This is a genomic window from Algibacter lectus (assembly GCF_900112395.1).
Taxonomy (GTDB): domain Bacteria; phylum Bacteroidota; class Bacteroidia; order Flavobacteriales; family Flavobacteriaceae; genus Algibacter; species Algibacter lectus.
Genome location: NZ_FOLN01000001.1, coordinates 318591 through 339066, shown reverse-complemented (window position 1 = coordinate 339066; position 20476 = coordinate 318591). Strand labels below are relative to the sequence as shown.

Here is a 20476-nt window from a genome sequence, read left to right as displayed (position 1 = left end):
TTTGCTTTGCAAAATTGTATCGAGAAGCTCTCCTTATGCAAAAAGTAAACTACATATTACATCTAAAAGGTGTATTCATTCAATTCTCAAAAGACAACCGATTAAATCCAACACATATTAGTCTGTACGTAGCACTATTTCAAATTTGGAATAGTAATCGATTTATGGAAGAATTTTATATCAATCGAGAAGAAATCATGGGCTTTTCAAAAATAGGTTCCAAATCCACCTATCATAAGTGTATTAAAGAACTAAATCATTGGAAATATATTATTTATTATCCATCTCACAATCCATTTAAAGGCAGTAAAATTAAGATGTTCAATTTTGAGACAAGTTCTAAACAAGTAGTGGACACATACAGTCCCAAAAATGGACAAGCACTGGTATCTATTAATAAACATATACAAACTAATAAAAATAGTAATAAACTAGACCAGCCTAAAAATGAAAATGAAGTGATTGATTTTTTTAAAAAAGAAAATTGGCCAACAATTGAAGCTCAAAAATTCTTCAATCATTATCAAGGCATCGGTTGGAAAGTAGGTGGTAAAACAAAAATTGTCAACTGGCAAGCAACAGCTAAAAATTGGATACTAAAAGCCGAAGAAATAATGTCATCTCGAGCGCAGTCGAGAGAAAAAAGCAAAAAAACACAAAGTACAGTTAGCCAGAATCAAGACAACCTTAAGACGAGTAAAAATAAAAATTACAATGAGCCTTTATGAATAACAGACAACCACATATCATACAAGAAGGAAGTGTTCAGTATCGATTAGGAGAATTAAAAGGCAATAATATTTCATACGATTTCAAGAAAATATTGATATACCTAGATGCTAAAGGAAAACTATTATTCGGTAAAAAGTTTAAGATTTATCAAGAAGATGAGGTAATTCTCTACAAGCTATGCATTTATTTTATTCGTGATTTTGAAGCTTGCAAAAAATGAGAAATAGATCCTAACAAAGGCATTTTATTATCTGGCCCAGTAGGATGTGGTAAAACTAGTTTAATGAAATTATTACGGTATATAGTGCCTCATATAAAAACGTATGAAGTTATTCCTGCAAGAAACATAACATTTACTTTTAATAATATCGGCTATAAAACTATTGAAGAATATGGTAATAGTACTTTTTATTGCTTTGATGATTTAGGAGTAGAAACAACTGGTCGTCATTTCGGGAAAGACTGCAATGTGATGGGAGAAATTCTTTTATCTCGTTACGATTTATTTCTAAAAAGCAATATCAAAACTCATGCTACAACCAATTTAAATGCACAAGAATTAGAAGACAGATATGGTAATCGTGTTCGTTCTCGAATGCGTCAATTATTCAATTTGATTGGTTTTGACAAAGAAAGTGTTGATAAAAGAAAATAAGTATGTTCTAATTATGGTAAACCGTAAGAAATCGAACACATAATTTATGTATATTTATGGTGCTAAATAGACTCATATTATATCAAATTTTTAGTAGCTAATGTTCATTCATTAGCTTTTTTATTATGAAGTAATTAAAATATGTTAAAAAAAACCAGAAAAACAATACCTGATGCTGATTTATCAAGTGCCGGAGATGATTTCCATATTTTATGGACTATTAAAAAATGCTTAGAATTATTAAATTTTGATTCTAATGGTTTGAAAGTAGTCAGTATTGAAGGTGTAGATAAATCCTTATCTTCTAAAATGGATCCTTATGGAGAAAAATTATTAGGAATAGATTTAGTTGAATACTATGGAGGAGAAAGTTTTTTAGATGCTAACAAAATTATAATTTCGCAATTAAAATATAGTACAAGGAGAGCTGATGAAAATTGGACTTTTTCAAGTTTATATAAAGGAAAAAAAAGTAGTTCGTATAGAGGGTCAATAATTCACAGGTTTGCAAGTATATATAAAACCTTTGTTGAGGAGTTTGGGAGGGATTTAGTTTTAGAAAAAGTTAAAATCAAATTAGTAAGTAATAGAAGTATTAATGAGTCCCAATTACAAGCAATTTCTAATATTCAAAAGCTTTTATATCCATTAGATAAAAAAAGAAGCTTCACACCATTTCTTAAAAAACTTAAATCTTATAATGGTGCTTTCCAAAAGTTATTAAAAGCATCAGAATTAAAAGTAACAGAGTTTTCTGATTTTATTAGTCTACTTAATTTTGAAGATTGTGGAGCAAATTCTAGAGATTATATCGAAAGGGATTTAATTGTAGCAATTAGTAATACAAGCATATCTTCAAGAGATCAATTTAACAATCTATCAAGGCTTATTTGGAAAAAAATGATGCCAGAGTCGAAGGATTATGTTAGACTTACTCTATATGACATAATTGCAAGTTTAGGCTTCACTAACGGTAGTTTAGAAAGTCTATTTCCTGTCTCTCAGCATTTTGAAAAACTTACAAAAAGAATCGAAAGAGAACAATTAAATGATATACTATCAAAAATCGAAAAAAATAAAGGTTTACCTATTTGTATACATGGAGGAGCTGGTATTGGTAAATCCACATTGACTCAACAATTAAGTGATTTTATACCTAATTTTTGTGAGTGTATAACTTTTGATTGTTATGGAAATGGATCTTATTTAGATCCTTCTGACAGACGGCATTTACACAAGAATGCTTTACCACATATTGCCAATGAAATTGCTAAAAGAATTGGTACAAATTTTTTGATTAATAAAAATGAATCTGAAGATGTATATCTCAGGGAATTTAAAAGAAGAATTAATGATGCAATCAAAATTTTAAAAGAAAGAAATAAGAAAGCATATTTGGTTATTATTATTGACGCAGCTGACAATAATATTACGGCTGCAGAAAAAAAAGAAGAGAATTCTTTTGTGCATGATTTACTAGAAGAAACTTTTTCTAAGGATTGTAAATTAATTTTTACTACTAGAACTCATCGAAAAGAGAGTCTTAATTTGCCTCACGAATATGTTGATATTGAAATTTTACCATTTACTACAAATGAAACAAAAAAACATTTAGAACACTCTTTCCCAAATAGTTCAAAAGAAAGCATAGACGAGTTTCATCTTTTAACAAAAGGAGTCCCACGAGTGCAGTCCTATGCTATTAATTTAAAAAAAGATGGTATAGATAGAGTTATCAATTATTTGAAGCCCAATGGTAAAATTGTTGAAGATTTAATCGAAGAGAGAATAAATGAAGCTGCTAAAAGAATAGGGAATAATGGTAGAAAATTGATTGACAGATTTTTCACGAATCTAATTACACTACCAAGACCAGTACCTTTAGATTTTATATCACAAGTATTAAATGTAAAAGAGGGTTTTTTACAAGATTTGTCTGCAGACATTTGGCATGGTTTAATATTAGATAATAAAAAATTTAGCTTTAGAGATGAAGATTTTGAAAACTATATTAGAGAAAAATACAATCCAACAAATTCGGATTTAAATAGCATTGCCAAATTGTTTCTTAAAGAGGCAGATGAAAACGAATATGCCTCTATTAATTTAGCGGACATTTTATTTCAAGCAGAGTTTAAGGAAGATTTAAAAGAGGTTGTTCTTGATAAAAAATATAGGTTTTATCCAACTGATCCAATTAGAAATAAAGAAGTATATATCAGTAGGGCAAAACTAGCAATGAAAATCGCAGATAATCAAACTGATAATTTAACGTTTTTTAAACTTTTATTTATAGCAGCTGAAGAATCCAAAACTGATAAAGCGTTAACTAATTTATTGGTTGATAACCCCGATTTAGTTATAAGGTTTGGAGACGAAGCTTCATTGTATAAATTAATCACAAATTCTGAAGAAAAATCTTGGGGAGGATCATTTCATCTCAAATTGGCAGGTATATATTCTAGAAATTTATCTGCTATAGATATAGCAAAAAAACATTTAAGGACTGCGCATAATTGGATAGAATGGAGGCGTAATTCAGTTGAAGAAAATGAATTAAGAAATTACCCGATAAGTAGTTTAGATATAGCTTTCGAAACAGAAGCAGTATTAAGAATAACAAACGATCCTACTAAAGCTTTTCAATCGCTTAGCAGGTGGTCACCCAAGTCTGTTAGAATTTCATCTGGAAATTATCTACTTGATAATATTTTATTGTTTTCAAAAAGAGAAGAGATAGAGTCTTGGCTAAAAAAAGTAGACGTCCCTATTATCACACAAATTTTTATTATTAATAAACTTTTCAAATTTGGTCTTGATACAGATAAATTTGAAACAGAAATAATTATTTCTTATTTATTAAAAATATTAAGTAAAAAAATAAAATTAGAAAGAGTCTTTTATTCTTCAATTGTTGATTTCTGTGAGATCTTAGGTTTTGAAAATAAAGTTGATAAAAATAAAATAATTGAAATTCTAAATAAAATCAATTACAAGAACCCTTCTCGAGTTCCATATTTCTCTAATAAATATAATGCATATAAAGATTCTGAAATAGAGCTCGATATAAGTCTAAGAATAAACACACTAAAAGCCTCTTTAAATAAAGAAATTATTCAAGTAGAAAGTTTATACCCTAATAGTTTTAAGAATATAGAGGAGATAAAGGATTATGATAAAAAAAGGAGTATAGAAGATGATAAGAGAGATTTTGATAGTTTTTTTAAGCATGCGGTTTTTATCTTTCAATTAAAAGCAGATAAGATTACAGGAAGATTAACCGCTCAAGAATGTCTTGAGAGGTTTAAGCTGATTTGTAATAACATTGAAAAGGATTGGGAGTTTAAACATTATACCCATTGGCCACAGGATCGTTTAAATTATCTAGCAAGTAGTATTCTTGATTTTCTTTTACTAATAGAGTTTAATAATGAAAATATAGAATTAGTTTTAAATTCTTTTAACGATGGAAAATCAAATCGAATTTCATTGAGGTTACGGATTTTAGAAAACATTTCACATCTAGTAAAAAAACATGTTTTGTGTTTAAAATTACTTAATGAAATTGATGAATTCATAATTGAAAGCTCTTTATCAGCAACAGAGGCCACAGAATTATATATTGAATGTTCTTTATTTGGTTCTAAAATAGATAAGGAAACAGGAAAGTATTATTTCGACAAAGCTGTAGAAGCTGTTTCAGATATTGACTACGAAGCTTTCGCGAAAATCAGATGTTTATATGAGTTAAGTGAACAGGGAATTTCTAAGTTTAATCCAAAATTAGCTTATGAATATGCACGATTCATAGAGTATGCAGATATAAAGCTAGGGTATTATGATAAAAAACATTTCCCTTACAAAGAAGGCCTAAAAGGAATTTTTAATTTTGATCCTGGATCAGCTTTTTCAATTATGTGTCGCTGGCAGCACAGAGATATGTTGAGTTTAAATAAATATGTTCCGTCTATATTAAATGTAGCATTAAAGAATAAAATTATAAACCACAAAGTTGCAAATGCATTGCTACCTTTAAATAGTAACTATTACCATGATGAATTAATTGAATTATATCATCAAATTATAGATGCTTATAATATTGAAAACGATATTAATAACAAATCATATTTTATTGAAACTAGCTATAGAGATTTAAGGTTAGATCAAAATAACTCGCTAATTGATGAGTTATACTCAAAAGTTAAAGACAATAAATTTCTAAAAGAAGGAGTAATAGAAAAACTTAATGAGTTTGTTGAGTTTAGAAAAGTTGAAGTGTTAGAAAAAGAGTCAAAATATGAAAATATTTTTTCAAAAGAAGACCATCATCATAATATCGATATTGAATCAATAAATGTTTTATCTAGTCAAGATATTGAGATTTCTATTAAAACTATTATAGATACAAATGAAGATTATCATCATAGATGGCCAATTGATAATTTTTTAACTGAAATAAAAAACAAATGCTTACCTCAAGATTATGTTAATCAATTAAATGCATTAATTAATGTTTCTCCGGAGTTTTTAAATTTTTATTCCTTTGAAATAGCATTAAAAGAAAGAATTACAGAATGGAAGATACATCCAGCTGTAAAAAAATGGATGCAAAACAAATATCGTTACGTATTACTTACATGGTTTAGTGAGTTTAATGATGATAATTATCTAAGAATTTGGGATATTAAGAAGTTTGCAGATTTGTTTTGTATTACAAATGATAATATGGTAGATATATTAATGAATATTTTACCAGAAAAAATAGAGTATTTAACAGATGAATCAATTTATGGCATTTTTAACTTAATTAATGACCGTCTAACTAAACAAGAAAATGAAGATTTGCTTTCTTGGGTTTTGAGAAATTGGAACTCCATAATAGATGAAAATATAGCTGATGGAGTTTGGAGTGAAGAATTAACTCCTCCAGAGTCATCAAATAAGTTAATATCAGGAGTTCTAAGGTTTATTTTAGGGCATCCAGATAAGAGAAATAGATGGATGGCTATACATTCGATTAGAAGGTTAATTAATTTAGGAGAATCTGAAATATTGAAAAATCTACTTGATTCTCAAAATAAAAAAGACTGTCATCCATTTCAAAATAAAGAGTATATGTTTTATTGGATTTCGGCCAAATTATATTTATGGATCGCAATAGAGAGAACTAGCAAAGAAAACCCGAAAGCATTAATTTCATTTAAGGATGAATTCTTCAAAGAACTACTAAACGAAGATTTACCGCATATATTAATTAGATTCTTTATTAAAAAAACCTGTCTCAATCTTAAAGTTTACAACGACCAAATTTATACTGCAGATGAAAAAGAAATAATTAATAATGTTTTAATTAGCCCATTTGAGAAAATGGATAGGAATTTATTAAATAGAAAAGCAGGAAATAAGAAATCATCTTCCAATAATAATTGGAACTTCAAGTTTGATTCATTAGATACTCTTCCTTATTTATACCAGGGACTAAGCCGCTCTTTTAACATGTCTGAATATGATGTTGCAGATATAGCAGATAAATATATTACTCAAAAATGGGGTTATCGAGGAAATCCAAATAACGAAGATTATGTTAGAAATCAATTAAGAAATGAAAGAAACTATCATGAACTTATTAGTAATAGAAAAGGAAATATCCCAACAATTGAAACCTTAAAAACATACTTTGAATACCATTCTATGTTTTGTGCTGCTCATGATTTATTACAAAAACACCCTCTTATAAAGTCAGAGTACGGCGGAGAATGGGGAACATGGGATTATTGGTTACAATCAAAATCAAATACATGGAGTGACTATTGGTTATCAGACTCAAGAGATCCTTTGCCTCTGGACAAAAAATATTGGTTTAACGAATTTGAAAAATTTGATGAGGGGTGGAGAAATAATGTTGAAGATGAAAAATTTGATTTTGAAGTTGGTTTTGACCATTATTTTAATAAAAATTACATAGTGGCTTTTAGAGGAGGAAGTAGGTATTTTGGTGAGAATTCCGAATCTGTTTCTATCAGATCAGCCTTGGTGTCTAACAAAGGTTCTGAAGCTTTATTAAGAGCTTTTCAAACAGCTAAAGATACTCATGACTATGCAATACCTTTTGAAAATGATGAAGATATATTTGAAATAGAAGATTCAGAATTTGAATATCTAGGTTGGTTAAACAACCCTAGATCTGAATATGAAGGTTTAGATTCTAATGATCCATTTCATGCAGATATTGGAAAAGATTATATCATTTTTGGGAAAAGTGTCTTAGATTTATTTGATATAACTTATAATGAATTTTTTAAAAAAGCTTACTATAATGGTGAGCTAATAGCTGAATACCAACATTGGAGCGAAACTACTGAGTATAAATACAATGATAAAGTGGAAAGTGATGGAGTTGAACTTAAAGTTAACCTTTCTTTTATTTTAGAATTTTTAAAAAGAATCAATAAATGTATGATTATTAAATGTGAAATAGAAAGGCAATTAAAAGATAGAATTTATCGAATGGGTCGAAAAGATTTAGACATAGAAAATAATATTAAAATTTACCTTATAAAACCAGATGGAACAGTCAGAACACTCAGAGGAAAAGATTATAAAATTAGGTGAAACATTAATTGAAGAATTAAAACTAGAATATACTGTTAACACTCTAGCTAGATGGTTAAGTCATTATCTTAGTGAGTTAATTTACAAATTCAAAAATAGTTCATCAGAAAAAGAAAAGACTAAATTAGGAAAAGAATGCTGTGAAATTATTCTCAAACTTTGGAGTAATAAAGATGTATTGCCTGTAAACAAACCTTTACAAAACTTACAACCAATCGTTGAGATTCTGGAGGTTTTTAAAGAAAAAGATTTTTTGATTTCACCTCGATGGCTCGAATATAGACATGTAAATAGAAAAAATGAGTGGGCAAATTTCATTGATTTAGTAAAAAATAATACAGAGAAAATATTCAATAAATCTATTGAGGTAAATTTTAATAAAGATTTAATATTTAAAGATAGAGAATGGTTAGAGAAGCATGAAGAATTTTTAACCGAAGAAGAAAAACAAATAATAAGTCATTTAGACATGATGATAACAATAAAAGAAGGAGTTGTAGATATCGATAACCTTAAAAAAACCTCAAAAAAGGAAAGGTATGATTACGTATTTAATGAGTTAGAAAGTTTAATTGACGAACAAAAAAATGAGTTAACAAAATTAAAAAATAAAATTTTTAAAAGTTTAAAATAAAATTAATAATCATGCATAAATGAAATTAAAATTTTAGTAGTCAATTCCCCACAAACCAAAACCCAGTTTTCTCGTTCCTCAAAAGCCTCTGTCTTTTGGTTTGTTCCGCGCTCCACACTCTATAGCGTTTAAATTGCCATACTACTGCAGCACATTACAGCTTGCTTCATTCGTACCTCATTTCACAACTATAAAGAGCTGCACTCTGCAAAAAGCTAATAATTTAAACGCTATCCAAAGCTAAGTTACATAACGGTCTGTTATAGTAGCATTCATTCACTTTCTGTACTATAACGCCATTATGTAAAATAGCCACCTTGCAACCGCATAATTCAGAACTTAAAACAATAATTGTGACTATTCATGAGCACTTCTAAAACAATAGAAATAGAGCGAACTAAATAGCCGCTTTTCCAACGCTCACATCCGAACTTCAAAAGGAAATATTGCTTATCTCATTCAAGCTTCTCAAAACCATCATTAAGTCCAAGTATTCCTTACCTCAAGTCTTTGCTTGTTTCATTTCGTTAACCAATAAAAAAGTCCACTTTCCCCACCACCCTTTTCAGCTGTGTAGGTTACAGCAATTATTAATATTGTCCAATGTGTCTGTGGTAAGTAAATTACATTCATTTAATCCCTTATCAGGGAATCATTCACTTCATTTACCCACCTCAACACCGCGCATAAAAAAAGAACATTTTACCAAATGCCCTTTATTTATTTTTTCCTACCGCAATATCAATAATTACTTCCACCCACGTCATTTTGCCCCATAAAATAGATGTCTTAATCTTTCTCTAAAACAGCCATTAAACGATGATTTAAATATAATTTTTCTTTACCTACTTTTTCAGAAGTTAAAAAACCAGCATGCTCTAATTCCATAAGATAATTACCAACAGTTTTTGGTGTACCTAATTCAGCATCAATTAAAAATTGACGTTTTGTATAAGGCAATCTAAATAAGATTTCTATAAGTTCTTTAGAATATACTTTGGGTGTTGTAGCTTTTACCTCTTCAGCCATAATCTTCATAAGCGCTGTTACATCTTTTAAACGCTTTAATCCTTTATTTGCAGTGAATTCTATCATTTCAAGCATATAAAGTACCCATGCTTCCCAATCTTCATTTTCTGTAACATTTCGTAATTTAACATAGTAATCTGCCTTATTTTTAATGATATATTCACTCAAATAAATAGCAGGTGTATCTAATAGATTTTCAATCTTTAAATATAATAACAATAAAATACGACCAGTTCTACCATTACCATCACTAAAGGGATGTATGGCTTCAAATTGATAATGCATTAACGCCATTTTAATCAGTGGATCAATAGTGTCTTCTCCATTAATGAAATTTTCAAGGTTTGCTAGTTTTTCTCGTATAGTGTCTTCTCCAGTTGGCGGTGTATAAATAGTATCTCCTTTTGCATTTTTAAGAGCAGTTCCTGGAGTTGTTCTTATACCTGCAGTATTCTTTTTTATACTTTGTACAATGTCTACACATAAATTAGTAGTTATAAAAGGGCGTTTCTCAATGTCTCGTAAACCATCCCAAAGTGCTTCTTTATAACTTATAACTTCTTTCGTTGCAGGATTATCAAATTTTTTATCAGCGACTATAGCTTTATACAAATCATCATTAGTAGTAATAATATTTTCTATTTCAGAACTAGCTTTGGCCTCTTGTAAGTGTATAGTATCTAAAAACAACGTAGGATTTGGTAAATTGGTAAGCATCCCATTAAGCTCAGCCAAAGCCCTACTCGCATCAATAGTTTTGCGTAATACTTTTGTAGTTTCTAAATCCTTCTTCGGTGGTAATGGAGGTAAATTGTTATACGGTATGGTTCTGCTAAATTTGGTCATTTTTCGAGAGTAACGGTTACATCTGTAAATTAAACGAGAGTAAATATAGTAAAATATTACACTCGTTCAAATTATAAGGGTAAATATTACCTTCGTTTCAATAGTATCTGAATTATAATATTAAAAAGGAAAGAGAAAACAAAGATAAGCACTAGCGTGCTTGGTGTTCTCTGCTTTCTCTTTCCCTTTTTTAGTTTTTAGTTTCTAAAAAAAATTAATGTTGTTGGGTTAGTAGTTTCTAATTTACTTTTTCGATTTGGTTTTAAACTTTTGAAACAAATGTTTTAAAACAACTGAAACAACAAAACTCACAACAGCACCAATAATAGCCAAAACAATTGTTGTAATAAGGTCTTCAACACCAATATTCGCTATTGATGAAAAGAAAGTGCCACCAATAACGGCAGATTTAGTATTATGATCTATCGTCAGTTGCATTGGCTTTAGTTTCTGATGTGTCTTCACTTTTTACAACTGCCTGACTAACTGCGGTTACAACTGTACCAGCAACAGTCATATAAGTTGCAATAGTAACAAAAAGAGCAGGTATTGTAATAGGAGCTGCAATAATTGCACCACCAGCTGTGGCTAAAGCAATACCTATATTTCGTAAAGTTTTGAAAAACTTTGGAGTTGGTTTTTTATAACGTTCTAAAATGTTCATGGTTTTGTGATTTAATAGTTAATAAAATGATTTCTTTTCGGTCTTTAGCCTGATACACCAAAGACAATAATTTTTGCATCGCATCTTTTGAATAAATGCCTTTGCCAATACCGCTTAAATAAGTTACTGGAGCAATGCAACCTTCTAAATCTTTTAAGGCATTGTTTGCAGGATGAAATAAAATATAGCTTCTACCTTTTACAGCTTTTAAAATCAAATGATGTTTAAATCGTTTAGAAAAGCGAGGCTCAATTTGATACTGCCCTTCAGGAATACAAGAAATATTCCTTTTGTTATTTTGCCAGGGTAGCTCAATAGTGTGACAAAGAAATTTTTCAGAGCAAAAGAGGGTGCCATTGGTACCCTCTTTAAAATACGCTCTGTAAAGTGTCAATTCCATAATTATGGAGTGTCAATAGTAACAATAGACAAAGCATTATGAGTACCATTTTTTAGTACATACATTTGTCCATTTACTTCCTGATAAAACTCAATACCTAATATTTGGACTACAGGTAATATTGAGTTAGCAGTTAATGAAACAGTTAAGGCTATTGGAGCAGTATCAGCTGTAGAATATGGTAAAACAGCTGTCTCATCATTCTCAAATGTTGAGGTTTCATTTGCAAAATCCAATTCAGAAGCTCCCATTACCACTTTAAAGTGGGTTGTTCCAGTTGGTGCAGCAATTCTAACTACAGGAGAAAAAGCAGCAATATTTAGCGTTGCATCTCCAGAAACTCTATCATAAGCTTTTGTGTATGCAGCAAATAAAGTTGCACCTAGCTTACCATTCAAATTGAATTCAAAGCTATCTAGTAAGCTCAAATTTCCATCTTGCACAGTTCTCAATCCTCTTTCATTAGTAGCGTCTGTTTTAACAATAGCTAAAAGATCTTTTGTTAATCTGCTCACTACTCGTTTATCTTTTGCATTTTGCAAAAGCACACGAATAGCATTTCGTAATACCTTACCACCTTTACCGGCACGTCCAAATTCAGATCCATTTTCACGCGTTCTTTGAAATGCAGGATCATTCGCAATACGACTGGCATCCACACCGCCTTTTTCGCGCGCTAGATGTCCGTCTGATGTTTTATAAAAGGAAATACCACCTATAGTTCCTTTTAGTTTAATAATTCCAGTTTGTTTTGCCATAATAATTTGTTTTTTGATTAATATTTCAAATCACGTAACTTTATAGCTTGTAATAAAAAATCGTATTCCGTTTTTGGACATTCATTCCGATACAACCAAAAACGTCATTAAAATATTGATAACACCATCGTGTTGTCAACATTTTAACAACGCATCATCATCATCATCACCATCATTAAATAATAAAGTATGTTTAATGTATAGATAAAGCATACATAGAGTATCATGAATCAAAAGAGAGCTTGTATATATCCAAAAGACATTCAGCGTATCACAGGACGTAGTGAACGTTATGGGCGTAAGCTTTTACAAGACATTAAAAACTTCTTTGGAAAAGAATCCTATCAGTTTATCACAATTAAAGAATTCGCAGAATATAGTGGTATTGAAGAAGAAATAGTCAACAGGTATTTGATAGATTAATCATAACATTTGATGTAAATTGACTGGTTTTAATGGAGTTAAAATCGTAAATTTGTATAGAGACGTTCAGATAAAAAATACTATTTCAATCTAACCAATAGGTTCACAATTCGGTTCACACTGTTTTAGTCTATTTCGTAAAGTATTGATTTTACTCCATAGTGGCGGTTTAGTTATCATCCTGCCACCCCGACTATTACTTTGTAAAACCCTGTAAATAATTAATTTACAGGGTTTTGTATTTTTAAAAACTACTATAAAACGACCCAAAACGCACTAAATTTCACTATAAACGTGTCCTATTACGTGTCCTAATTTTATCCTATTCTTAGAGAAGGTCTATGAACAAGGGGCTTTAACAATTATGTTCTCGGGGAACTCGGATTTGAGCTTTAAGAGCTAAGTTCTTATAAGCATATCTTTGCTAAGTTGTTGTTTGTTTAATTACTAAATTATGTACTCTGCTAAAAGGACTATTTAATCAGGTTAATAAAAAAGTTAAACTCTACAGAAGCGCTTTTCGAGAGTTTATTTAAAGGTGGGGTTAAATACACCAATTAATTTTAGGTAGCGTTCCAAAAAAACCTTCGCTTAACTGGATTAGGGGGCTGTCGCATTAAATATAAAGGGTTGTGTTTTCAATATTTCTTCTATCTCATTCAAATTTTTTTAAACATTTTTATAATAAATTCATTAACATAGATAAGTACATACGGTTTAAGCTTCAAAAAAATCATAATCGTTTTTGTTCATCTGTTTTACCATTTTTTTCTTTTACAAGATTCCCTCCTAAATGATAAAGTAAAGTGAATCCAACTCTTCTCGAATCAGGTTTGTCGTCGTAGCTATAATCGATAATCTCACTTAGCGAATGCGCCTTATAACGATTGGTATTGAAAATGTCGCTTATGGTTAGCTGAGTGACTAGTTTCTTTTTGAAGAATGTTTTTTTAATTCCGAAATCAACATAACCTGTAGGTTGCGAACTATAGATGCCAAGTAGCTCAGAGGAAAACCAATGGGCGGAAAGATTGATTTTATATTCTTTTGGCAAAGAAATATCCTGTTGTAGCATGAGTGTTGTTGCCCATTTTGATAGCTGTTTTTCACCTGAAAACTCTGATATGGGGTACGTGGTGTAACTGATGTCCGAAAAGAAAAGTATATCCCAAAAAGGGAATACTTTAAACGGTGTTGATACTGTAAAATCAAAACGATGACGATTGCCAAAATTATCGCTTTGACTTTTAATGGTTATCCCATTATCATCTATTGACAGCTTTCGATTTATGAAATTGAGGCTTCGGTTATAAATAGCAGAAAAAATATATTTGTTTTTTAGACTATAGTTAAGAGAGTAAATCCAAGCCAATTCAGGAATTAAATCAGGATTTCCAGAATAATAGAAATATTGGTCACTATACCACCGTACCGGATTTAGATCAGCATAGGACGGACGGTTGATACGTCTGCTGAGCGAAAAATCCATTCTGTTGTCTTCATTTATGATTTGCCCTATAGAGAGAGAGGGGAACAGCTTAGTATATTGCCATTCGTTGACAATGTCCTGTTTTACGGTGTAACCTTCAGCACGGGTATATTCCAAACGTAAGCCAGCATCAATTGTAGTTTTATTGATTTTTTTTGAACCCGACAAATAAGCTGCGGCAATACGTTCTTTATATTTAAAATGATTACTTAAATCTTCTATTTCGACAAAATTTCCCGACTGCAACGAATCAAAACGGTATTGATTATCATTTTCTACTTCGGCATATTTAATACCTGTTTTAATGGAATACTTTTTAAAGGGTAAATGTGCATCAGCTTGAGCAGAAATAATTTCGACGGATCCGGGTTGGTGCGACTTAAGTACCTCTGTGTTTTGTTTGTTTTGGTTTGCATCAAAATTATCGGTTTTCAGTAACCCATCCGAATAATTACGGTAAGATGTATAATTGGCATGGGCAGTTATTTTTTTACCCAGAGAATCTATATCAAATGTATAACGCATGCTTATCGCGTCGTAGTGATAAGGCTCGATAATATTGTTATCTGAAAGGATAAAAGATTGTAACTCCCCCGAATTATCAACCTTGTTTACTGTAGAATTATTGAAACCTTTAAAATCGTCAATATAACCGTGATAGCTTATTCCTATATTGTGTTTTGGTGAAAATTGCCACTCGGTTCCAAGCCGCCAAGTATAGTATTTAATTTTAAAAGTTTTTTCATTTTCACGGTTGAGTTGAAAGGTGTTTTCTTCTTCATTAATAGTATTTCCACTATTATTTTGAGTAAACCTGTGTGGTGTATTGTAGTCAAAGGAACCGTACAGATTTATTTTTTTGGTACGAAGGCTTGCCGATATATTTTCGTTGGTCATCCAATATTTTCCTTTTGAAACAGCGGTACGTAAATCTACGGCATAACCTTTTTTTATGTTTTTTATAGGTATAATATTGATAATTCCTGTATTACCAGCTGCATCAAATTCAGCTGTAGGTGATGTGATTAGCTCTATCTTATTAATATCTTCTGCACTCATTCCTTTCAGCAAGTTGGCTAACTGACTTCCAGATAAATAGGTCATTTTTCCGTCAATCATTACATTGATACCGGATGCTCCCCTAAATAAGATATTATCGTTTTGACCCACGCTTATACCTGGTAATTTTTTAAGCATATCAAGAGCTGTTTGTCCTGTTGTTAGTGCCGAATTTTTAAGATTGAAAGTTAGTTTTCCTTTATCGGCCTCAACAAGTGGTTCTTTAAAAGTAAGAACCACTTCGTCCAATGATTGGGGGTCTTCCTTCAGTGTTATATTTAATTTTGTTTGGCCTTTTACCTCTTTCTCTTCAGTTGTCATTCCCATATAAGAAAACACCAATACACTCCCTGTAAAGGTTTTTATAGAATATCTACCGTCTACATCAGTAAGCGTTCCTTGATTGGTTCCTTTTATTAAAATAGTTACACCAGGCAAAGTTTGGTTTTCGATATCGGTAACTACTCCTTGGACTTCTAATTCCTGTGAAAAAATAAAACAAGGAAAAAATCCTAAAAAGTACAAAAGGGATATATTGATATGAGATGTCATAATTATAGTTGAATGTTTTTAAAATTTGTTTTCGACTTCAGCTGCTTCTAGCATGAGGTAATGTAAATCGGTATTTTTAATGAAGGGTTTTAAGAGATAACTTCCAGGGCCGTATAGAGCCAATTCGACATAATCGGCAGAATGTTGCATACTTATCCAACCCACTGAATTATATTGTTGCTGGATTTTAGCCAAAATATTAAATGGAAGGTGCTTCGGGTTATAAAGACCCTTTTCTGTTTGTAGATCGGTATAATAGCTTGATAACTGCTTGCATTCTTCATCCGTAAGTGAAAAATTATTGGCAAAGTGTACCCTTTCTTTTATTTGGGATAAGGACGTTTCTTTCCCAATTCCATTTAAAACCCATTCATTAGTATGTCTATATCTCTGAATGGAATCATAATTATCATTTGCCTTTTTTCCATAAATAACACCTGGGTTCGCATTGCCATGATCCGTAGTAATTATGACTAGTGTTTGCCCATCTTGATCTGCAAAATCCATGGCTACTTGTATAGCTTCGTCATGAGCTACTTGATCATAAATAAGACCTGCTATATCGTTACCATGTGCAGCCCAATCCACTTTTCCTGCCTCTACTTGTAACACAAAACCCATAGAGTGGTCTTTCATAGCTTCAATCGCTTTTTGGGTCATTTCAGCAAGCGAGGGAACTTTTTGAAGTAATTCTTTGTTATTTTCTCTATCTATCGAATAAGGAAGCCCATTATCTTCAAATACACCTAAAATGGGTTTGTCAATTGAAGCGGAAAACATGTCGTTTCTTGTCTTGACGACTTCATATCCGTTTGATGTAAACGCTTTGTACATATCCTTTTTATCTTTTCTCTTTTCCGGAGAAAAGTAATTATTCCCACCACCCATCATGACATCAAATTTTTGCACTAAATACTTTTCAGCTATTTCTTCTTGAGTATTTCTGGATTTGGAGTTTATACAAAAACCAGCTGGAGTGGCATGTGTGATGGGAACGGTAGTAACGCAACCCGCCTTTTTGCCTGCTTGTTTGAATTTTTGCCAAATAGGAAGATGTTCTTTTCCATTTTCACTTACATTCAATGAGCCATTATTAATACGCACTCCTCCTCCCCAGGAGGAGCTTGCTGCGGCAGAGTCTGTGACAATGGAACTTGCGGAAGCCATATCCATTAAAGCTCTGTTTACTCTATTGTCTTTGTACAGTTGTAACCAGTTAGAGCATTTGCCTGTCTTTCGTGAAAGGTAAAGATCGGTCATGTTCAAGGTACCAGTACTCATTCCGTCACTGACAATAATGATAATGTTCTTTGCTTTTTTGTTCTTATCTTCAATATCATATTGAATAGTATTGGCAATACTACTGAAAGGATGCAATAGAGTTGTTCCTAGGGTGAGTAACGATCCGTTTTTAAAAAATTTTCTTCTGTTCATTTTAATCTTGTGTTATAAGTTTTTTAATTAATAAGTTGTCCTTTTTTGTTGTGCAGTATATGGTTTAGTAAGGTGGTTTATCCAGCACCTAAGATACCGCTTAAAGCGGTTACGAGCAGTTTTTTTATTTATTCTGTTTATTATTTATGCCGTAAACATTATGTCTACGGCTTTGTATTGACAATATGTATTTTAAATCAAAAGCAAAAAATAAAGAGATGTAAGGCTTTTTGAAGTACAAAAGTCCATGCGGGATTATTTCTATAATAAGCCATGAAAGAGGCTCTGTTTTTAGAAAATTTAAAATGTTAATTGAATCCCGTGTCCATGATATGTAGAAGTACAATTATGAACATATAAGTTATTAAAATCCGATATTATTATAAATCGCAAATTTCATCCTTAATGAGGTAGATTACCCTCTTAAAGACTTATACAAAGTAAAAAAATATGGAATGTAACTTTTTCTTTACCTATTAAAATTGAAAAGGAAACTTATAGTAAAGAAGGAGGGGGGCGAGAAAAAAGTTGGCTAGAAGCAAGGTTGTTTAAGGCAATAAAGTCGTAGGTTTTAATACTTTCTCTTAGAGCAGTAAATTCAAGAATTTCAATTGTGAAATCTTCTAGACTAGAAGTAATTGCTGGAGTTAAGTTATTCGCGGTGGTATGGTCGCAAATGACACAATGCGGAGCATGATCTTTATCATCTATATGTAACAGGGCATGAAGCCCTGCCATTTTCATTGTAAGAAAAAAGACAAGGAGCAAATAAGTAATACTATTCTTAATGCGACTTGATTTCATTAAGACAAATTTACTAAAATAAACTGAAAAATTATGTTAATATAATTTGAATAAAAGCTATTAATACTTGCTTTAATACAATTGGAGATTTTGTTGAGTTTAATACCAAAGCAATAGAAGTAAATGAGTCGAATGATAGATGATAAAGCAATTGGAAACACCTAAAGAAAACTACTATTAATTTGGTTTACATAGCGTTATATGAGGAGTTTCTTCGGAAATCAACTATAGATAATTTTGGGGTTATAAATAAGGGGTGAATATTTTAGAGCATCTAAAAATTAAAATTCAAAATGCAATGTTATAGAACAGTTCATTTATTACCTTGAAAAGGATTACTTCGTTACCTTTGTTTCTTATTCAAAGAGTTGTAAGATGTGGAAAGCGCATTATGATAAAATAAAGAAAGAAAAACACCCTCCTGCTTATACATTGAGCCAAACTTTAAACCTGATATCTAGTAAAGATAAGTTTAAGGCCATTGATTTGGGGTGTGGTAATGGTATAGATACTTTTGCAATGTTAGAGAAAGGCTTTGACGTATTGGCAATAGACAAAGATTCAAACGCTCAACTGCTTCTACAAAAACAGATAAGCCCTAAAGATATGGTACGGTTAAATTTTCAAAATTCTTCTTTTGAAAGTTTAGACGAACTCCCTTCTGCTGATTTGGTCAACGCTTCTTTTTCCTTGCCTTTTTGTCATCCGCATCAATTTGAAAAACTTTGGCTTAATATCATCAATTGCATCAGCCCCGAAGGGTTTTTTTGTGGGCACTTTTTTGGATCAAAAGATTCATGGAGTTCTAATAGCGATATGACCTTCCACAATCTGCAAACCGTAAAAAAGCTATTTGAAGGTTTTGAATTATTATATTTCGAGGAAACTGCAAAAAATGGCAAGACCTTATCAGGTAAAGAAAAGTTTTGGCATGTTTTTCATGTTGTTGCGAAAAAACACCATTCTACAAAATAACAAGAATAAATCACTGTATTTAAAGGCTTGCTCTTAATGCTATCCGTTGAAGTATTTTTCTGGATATAATCCATAGAACGAATGCATAAAGCACATTTTCTAGAACAAGGCTATAGTATATACCTTCAATGCCAAAATATTTGGTAAGAACCAATACAATAGGCACAAATAGAAACAGTTGGCGCCCAATAGGTAACAAAGTAGCCAATTTTGCTTCCCCTATTGATTGGAATAAAATTATACTACTAGAAGATATTGGAATAACCAGTAAGACTCCCATTATCATTCTTATATTAAAAATTTCAGTTTCATTAAGCACTTTATTTGGCAACATAATATTGATAATAACCTCTGGGAAAACCAGTATAGGAATCATCATTGCTATACCAAGCACAATTCCCGCTAATCTATAGATAGATACTCCTTTTAGGCACCGATATGGTTTATTAGCACCATAATTGATTCCAATAATCGGTTGCATGGATTGGTAAAGCCCTAAAAGAGGAATTGCCAAAAAGGTGAACAATCTAAAAGCAGCGTTGAAAAAAGCTATTGACTCGAGAGTTCCGTATAGTACCACTAATCTGAACAGCAGAAATTGCCTAAATAAATTGGACAATTGCATTGAAAATGCTGAAAAACCAATGCTCAACACATTTTTGAGGATTTTGTGTTCCAGCCTTACTCGGAAACGACCCGTATTAAATGTTGCTTTACCTAATATAAAATATAAGGATGTCAATAGGCTGTATAGGAACATTGTTGCAATACTGCTCCATGCAGCACCAGCGACACCCATATGAAAAACACCAATGAATAAAGGTGTTAGTAAAATATTCAGAATTACGGAAACCAACGTAAAACGCATAGCCTGTTTTATTTTACCTTCAGCCCGTATCAAACCGTTGGCCGATAATCCATAAATGCTGAATAGTGCGCCAAAAATGTATACCTTATAATACTCTAAAGCGTAGGTGAATAATTCTCCTGAAATTCCCAAAACAGAAACTATTTCTTTAGAAAAAATGATTCCTGGGATGCTAACTGCAGCCGCTCCGATAAGGGATAGGGCCATCATGTTTGGGATGATTTTTTTTTGAACTTCAACCTGATTTGAACCTATAGCTCTACTAAGGACAGATGCAGAACCTGCTGCTACAAAAACGGTGACACTTGTAACAACTAGCATTAAAGGAAACAACATTGATACCCCTGTAAAGGCCTCTGTTCCTATAAAATAACTGGTATAAAATATATCAACGAGTCCATTGATGGATATCACCATCATTCCCAGAATGCTGGGCACAGAAAGCTTCAATAGAAGTTCCCAAAGGTTGTCATTGATGAAATCTGGCTTTTTTTTCAAGTTTTCGTATTGTAAATTTTATAGGAATGTATTTATATATCGAA

Annotated in this window: 14 protein-coding genes and 1 pseudogene; 6 read left to right on the top strand and 9 right to left on the bottom strand. The window is 31.3% G+C overall.

The window, feature by feature from the left end; translation table 11 throughout:
* The first annotated feature begins 35 nt into the window (after positions 1–35).
* The 4 genes and pseudogenes from BM246_RS01170 to BM246_RS01155 all read left to right on the top strand — a co-directional run bounded on the left by BM246_RS01170 (position 36) and on the right by BM246_RS01155 (position 8633).
* Positions 36–728: a hypothetical protein gene (locus tag BM246_RS01170; RefSeq protein ID WP_074935447.1), complete on the top strand. Its 693-nt coding sequence runs from the start codon at positions 36–38 to the stop codon at positions 726–728.
* Positions 725–1387 (top strand): annotated as a pseudogene (locus tag BM246_RS01165) (ATPase). The gene BM246_RS01170 and the pseudogene BM246_RS01165 overlap by 4 nt, the downstream one beginning before the upstream one ends.
* 141 nt (positions 1388–1528) lie before the next feature.
* Positions 1529–7999: an ATP-binding protein gene (locus BM246_RS01160; protein WP_074935446.1), complete on the top strand. Its 6471-nt coding sequence runs from the start codon at positions 1529–1531 to the stop codon at positions 7997–7999.
* Entirely contained in the window at positions 7953–8633 is a 681-nt protein-coding gene (locus BM246_RS01155) for a hypothetical protein (protein ID WP_074935445.1), read from the top strand. The genes BM246_RS01160 and BM246_RS01155 overlap by 47 nt, the downstream gene beginning before the upstream one ends.
* A 789-nt stretch (positions 8634–9422) precedes the next feature.
* On the opposite strand, the gene BM246_RS01150 is transcribed toward BM246_RS01155, so the two are convergent.
* The 5 genes from BM246_RS01150 to BM246_RS01130 form a co-directional block, all read right to left on the bottom strand.
* Positions 9423–10508 carry a Fic family protein gene (locus tag BM246_RS01150; protein WP_074935444.1) on the bottom strand — a complete coding sequence of 362 codons (1086 nt, stop codon included), beginning with the start codon at positions 10506–10508 and terminating at the stop codon, positions 9423–9425.
* Between the two features lie 243 nt (positions 10509–10751).
* Entirely contained in the window at positions 10752–10946 is a 195-nt protein-coding gene (locus tag BM246_RS01145; protein WP_074935443.1) for a hypothetical protein, read from the bottom strand.
* Positions 10924–11172 carry a hypothetical protein gene (locus BM246_RS01140; protein ID WP_074935442.1) on the bottom strand — a complete coding sequence of 83 codons (249 nt, stop codon included), beginning with the start codon at positions 11170–11172 and terminating at the stop codon, positions 10924–10926. The genes BM246_RS01145 and BM246_RS01140 overlap by 23 nt, the downstream gene beginning before the upstream one ends.
* Positions 11150–11572: a DUF5675 family protein gene (locus BM246_RS01135; RefSeq protein ID WP_074935441.1), complete on the bottom strand. Its 423-nt coding sequence runs from the start codon at positions 11570–11572 to the stop codon at positions 11150–11152. Before BM246_RS01135 ends, BM246_RS01140 begins: the two co-directional genes overlap by 23 nt.
* Before the next feature lie 2 nt (positions 11573–11574).
* On the bottom strand, positions 11575–12330 hold the full coding sequence (locus BM246_RS01130) for a hypothetical protein (RefSeq protein ID WP_074935440.1): 756 nt from the start codon (positions 12328–12330) through the stop codon (positions 11575–11577).
* A 225-nt stretch (positions 12331–12555) separates the two neighbouring features.
* Here BM246_RS01130 and BM246_RS01125 point away from each other — a divergent pair, with 225 nt between their 5' ends.
* A complete protein-coding gene (locus BM246_RS01125; RefSeq protein ID WP_074935439.1) occupies positions 12556–12753 on the top strand; it encodes a hypothetical protein in 198 nt (65 codons plus the stop codon).
* A 733-nt stretch (positions 12754–13486) separates the two neighbouring features.
* Here BM246_RS01125 and BM246_RS01120 read toward each other — a convergent pair.
* The 3 genes from BM246_RS01120 to BM246_RS01110 all read right to left on the bottom strand — a co-directional run bounded on the left by BM246_RS01120 (position 13487) and on the right by BM246_RS01110 (position 18091).
* A complete protein-coding gene (locus tag BM246_RS01120) occupies positions 13487–15853 on the bottom strand; it encodes an outer membrane beta-barrel family protein (RefSeq protein ID WP_074935438.1) in 2367 nt (788 codons plus the stop codon).
* A gap of 18 nt (positions 15854–15871) precedes the next feature.
* Positions 15872–17287, bottom strand: a complete 1416-nt coding sequence (locus BM246_RS01115; protein ID WP_042501263.1) for an alkaline phosphatase — start codon at positions 17285–17287, stop codon at positions 15872–15874.
* 495 nt (positions 17288–17782) lie between these two features.
* Positions 17783–18091 (bottom strand): hypothetical protein, encoded by a 309-nt coding sequence (locus BM246_RS01110; RefSeq protein ID WP_139221821.1) that lies wholly within the window; start codon positions 18089–18091, stop codon positions 17783–17785.
* A gap of 375 nt (positions 18092–18466) precedes the next feature.
* On the opposite strand from BM246_RS01110, the gene BM246_RS01105 reads away from it, so the two are divergent.
* The gene (locus BM246_RS01105; RefSeq protein WP_074935437.1) at positions 18467–19066 is read left to right on the top strand and encodes a class I SAM-dependent methyltransferase; all 600 of its coding nucleotides are present in this window, start codon (positions 18467–18469) and stop codon (positions 19064–19066) included.
* Positions 19067–19085: 19 nt separating this feature from the next.
* Here the strand turns inward: BM246_RS01105 and BM246_RS01100 are convergent, their stop codons facing one another.
* Complete coding sequence (locus BM246_RS01100; RefSeq protein WP_042505574.1) at positions 19086–20432, bottom strand: MATE family efflux transporter; 1347 nt, start codon at positions 20430–20432, stop codon at positions 19086–19088.
* Positions 20433–20476 lie beyond the last annotated feature (44 nt).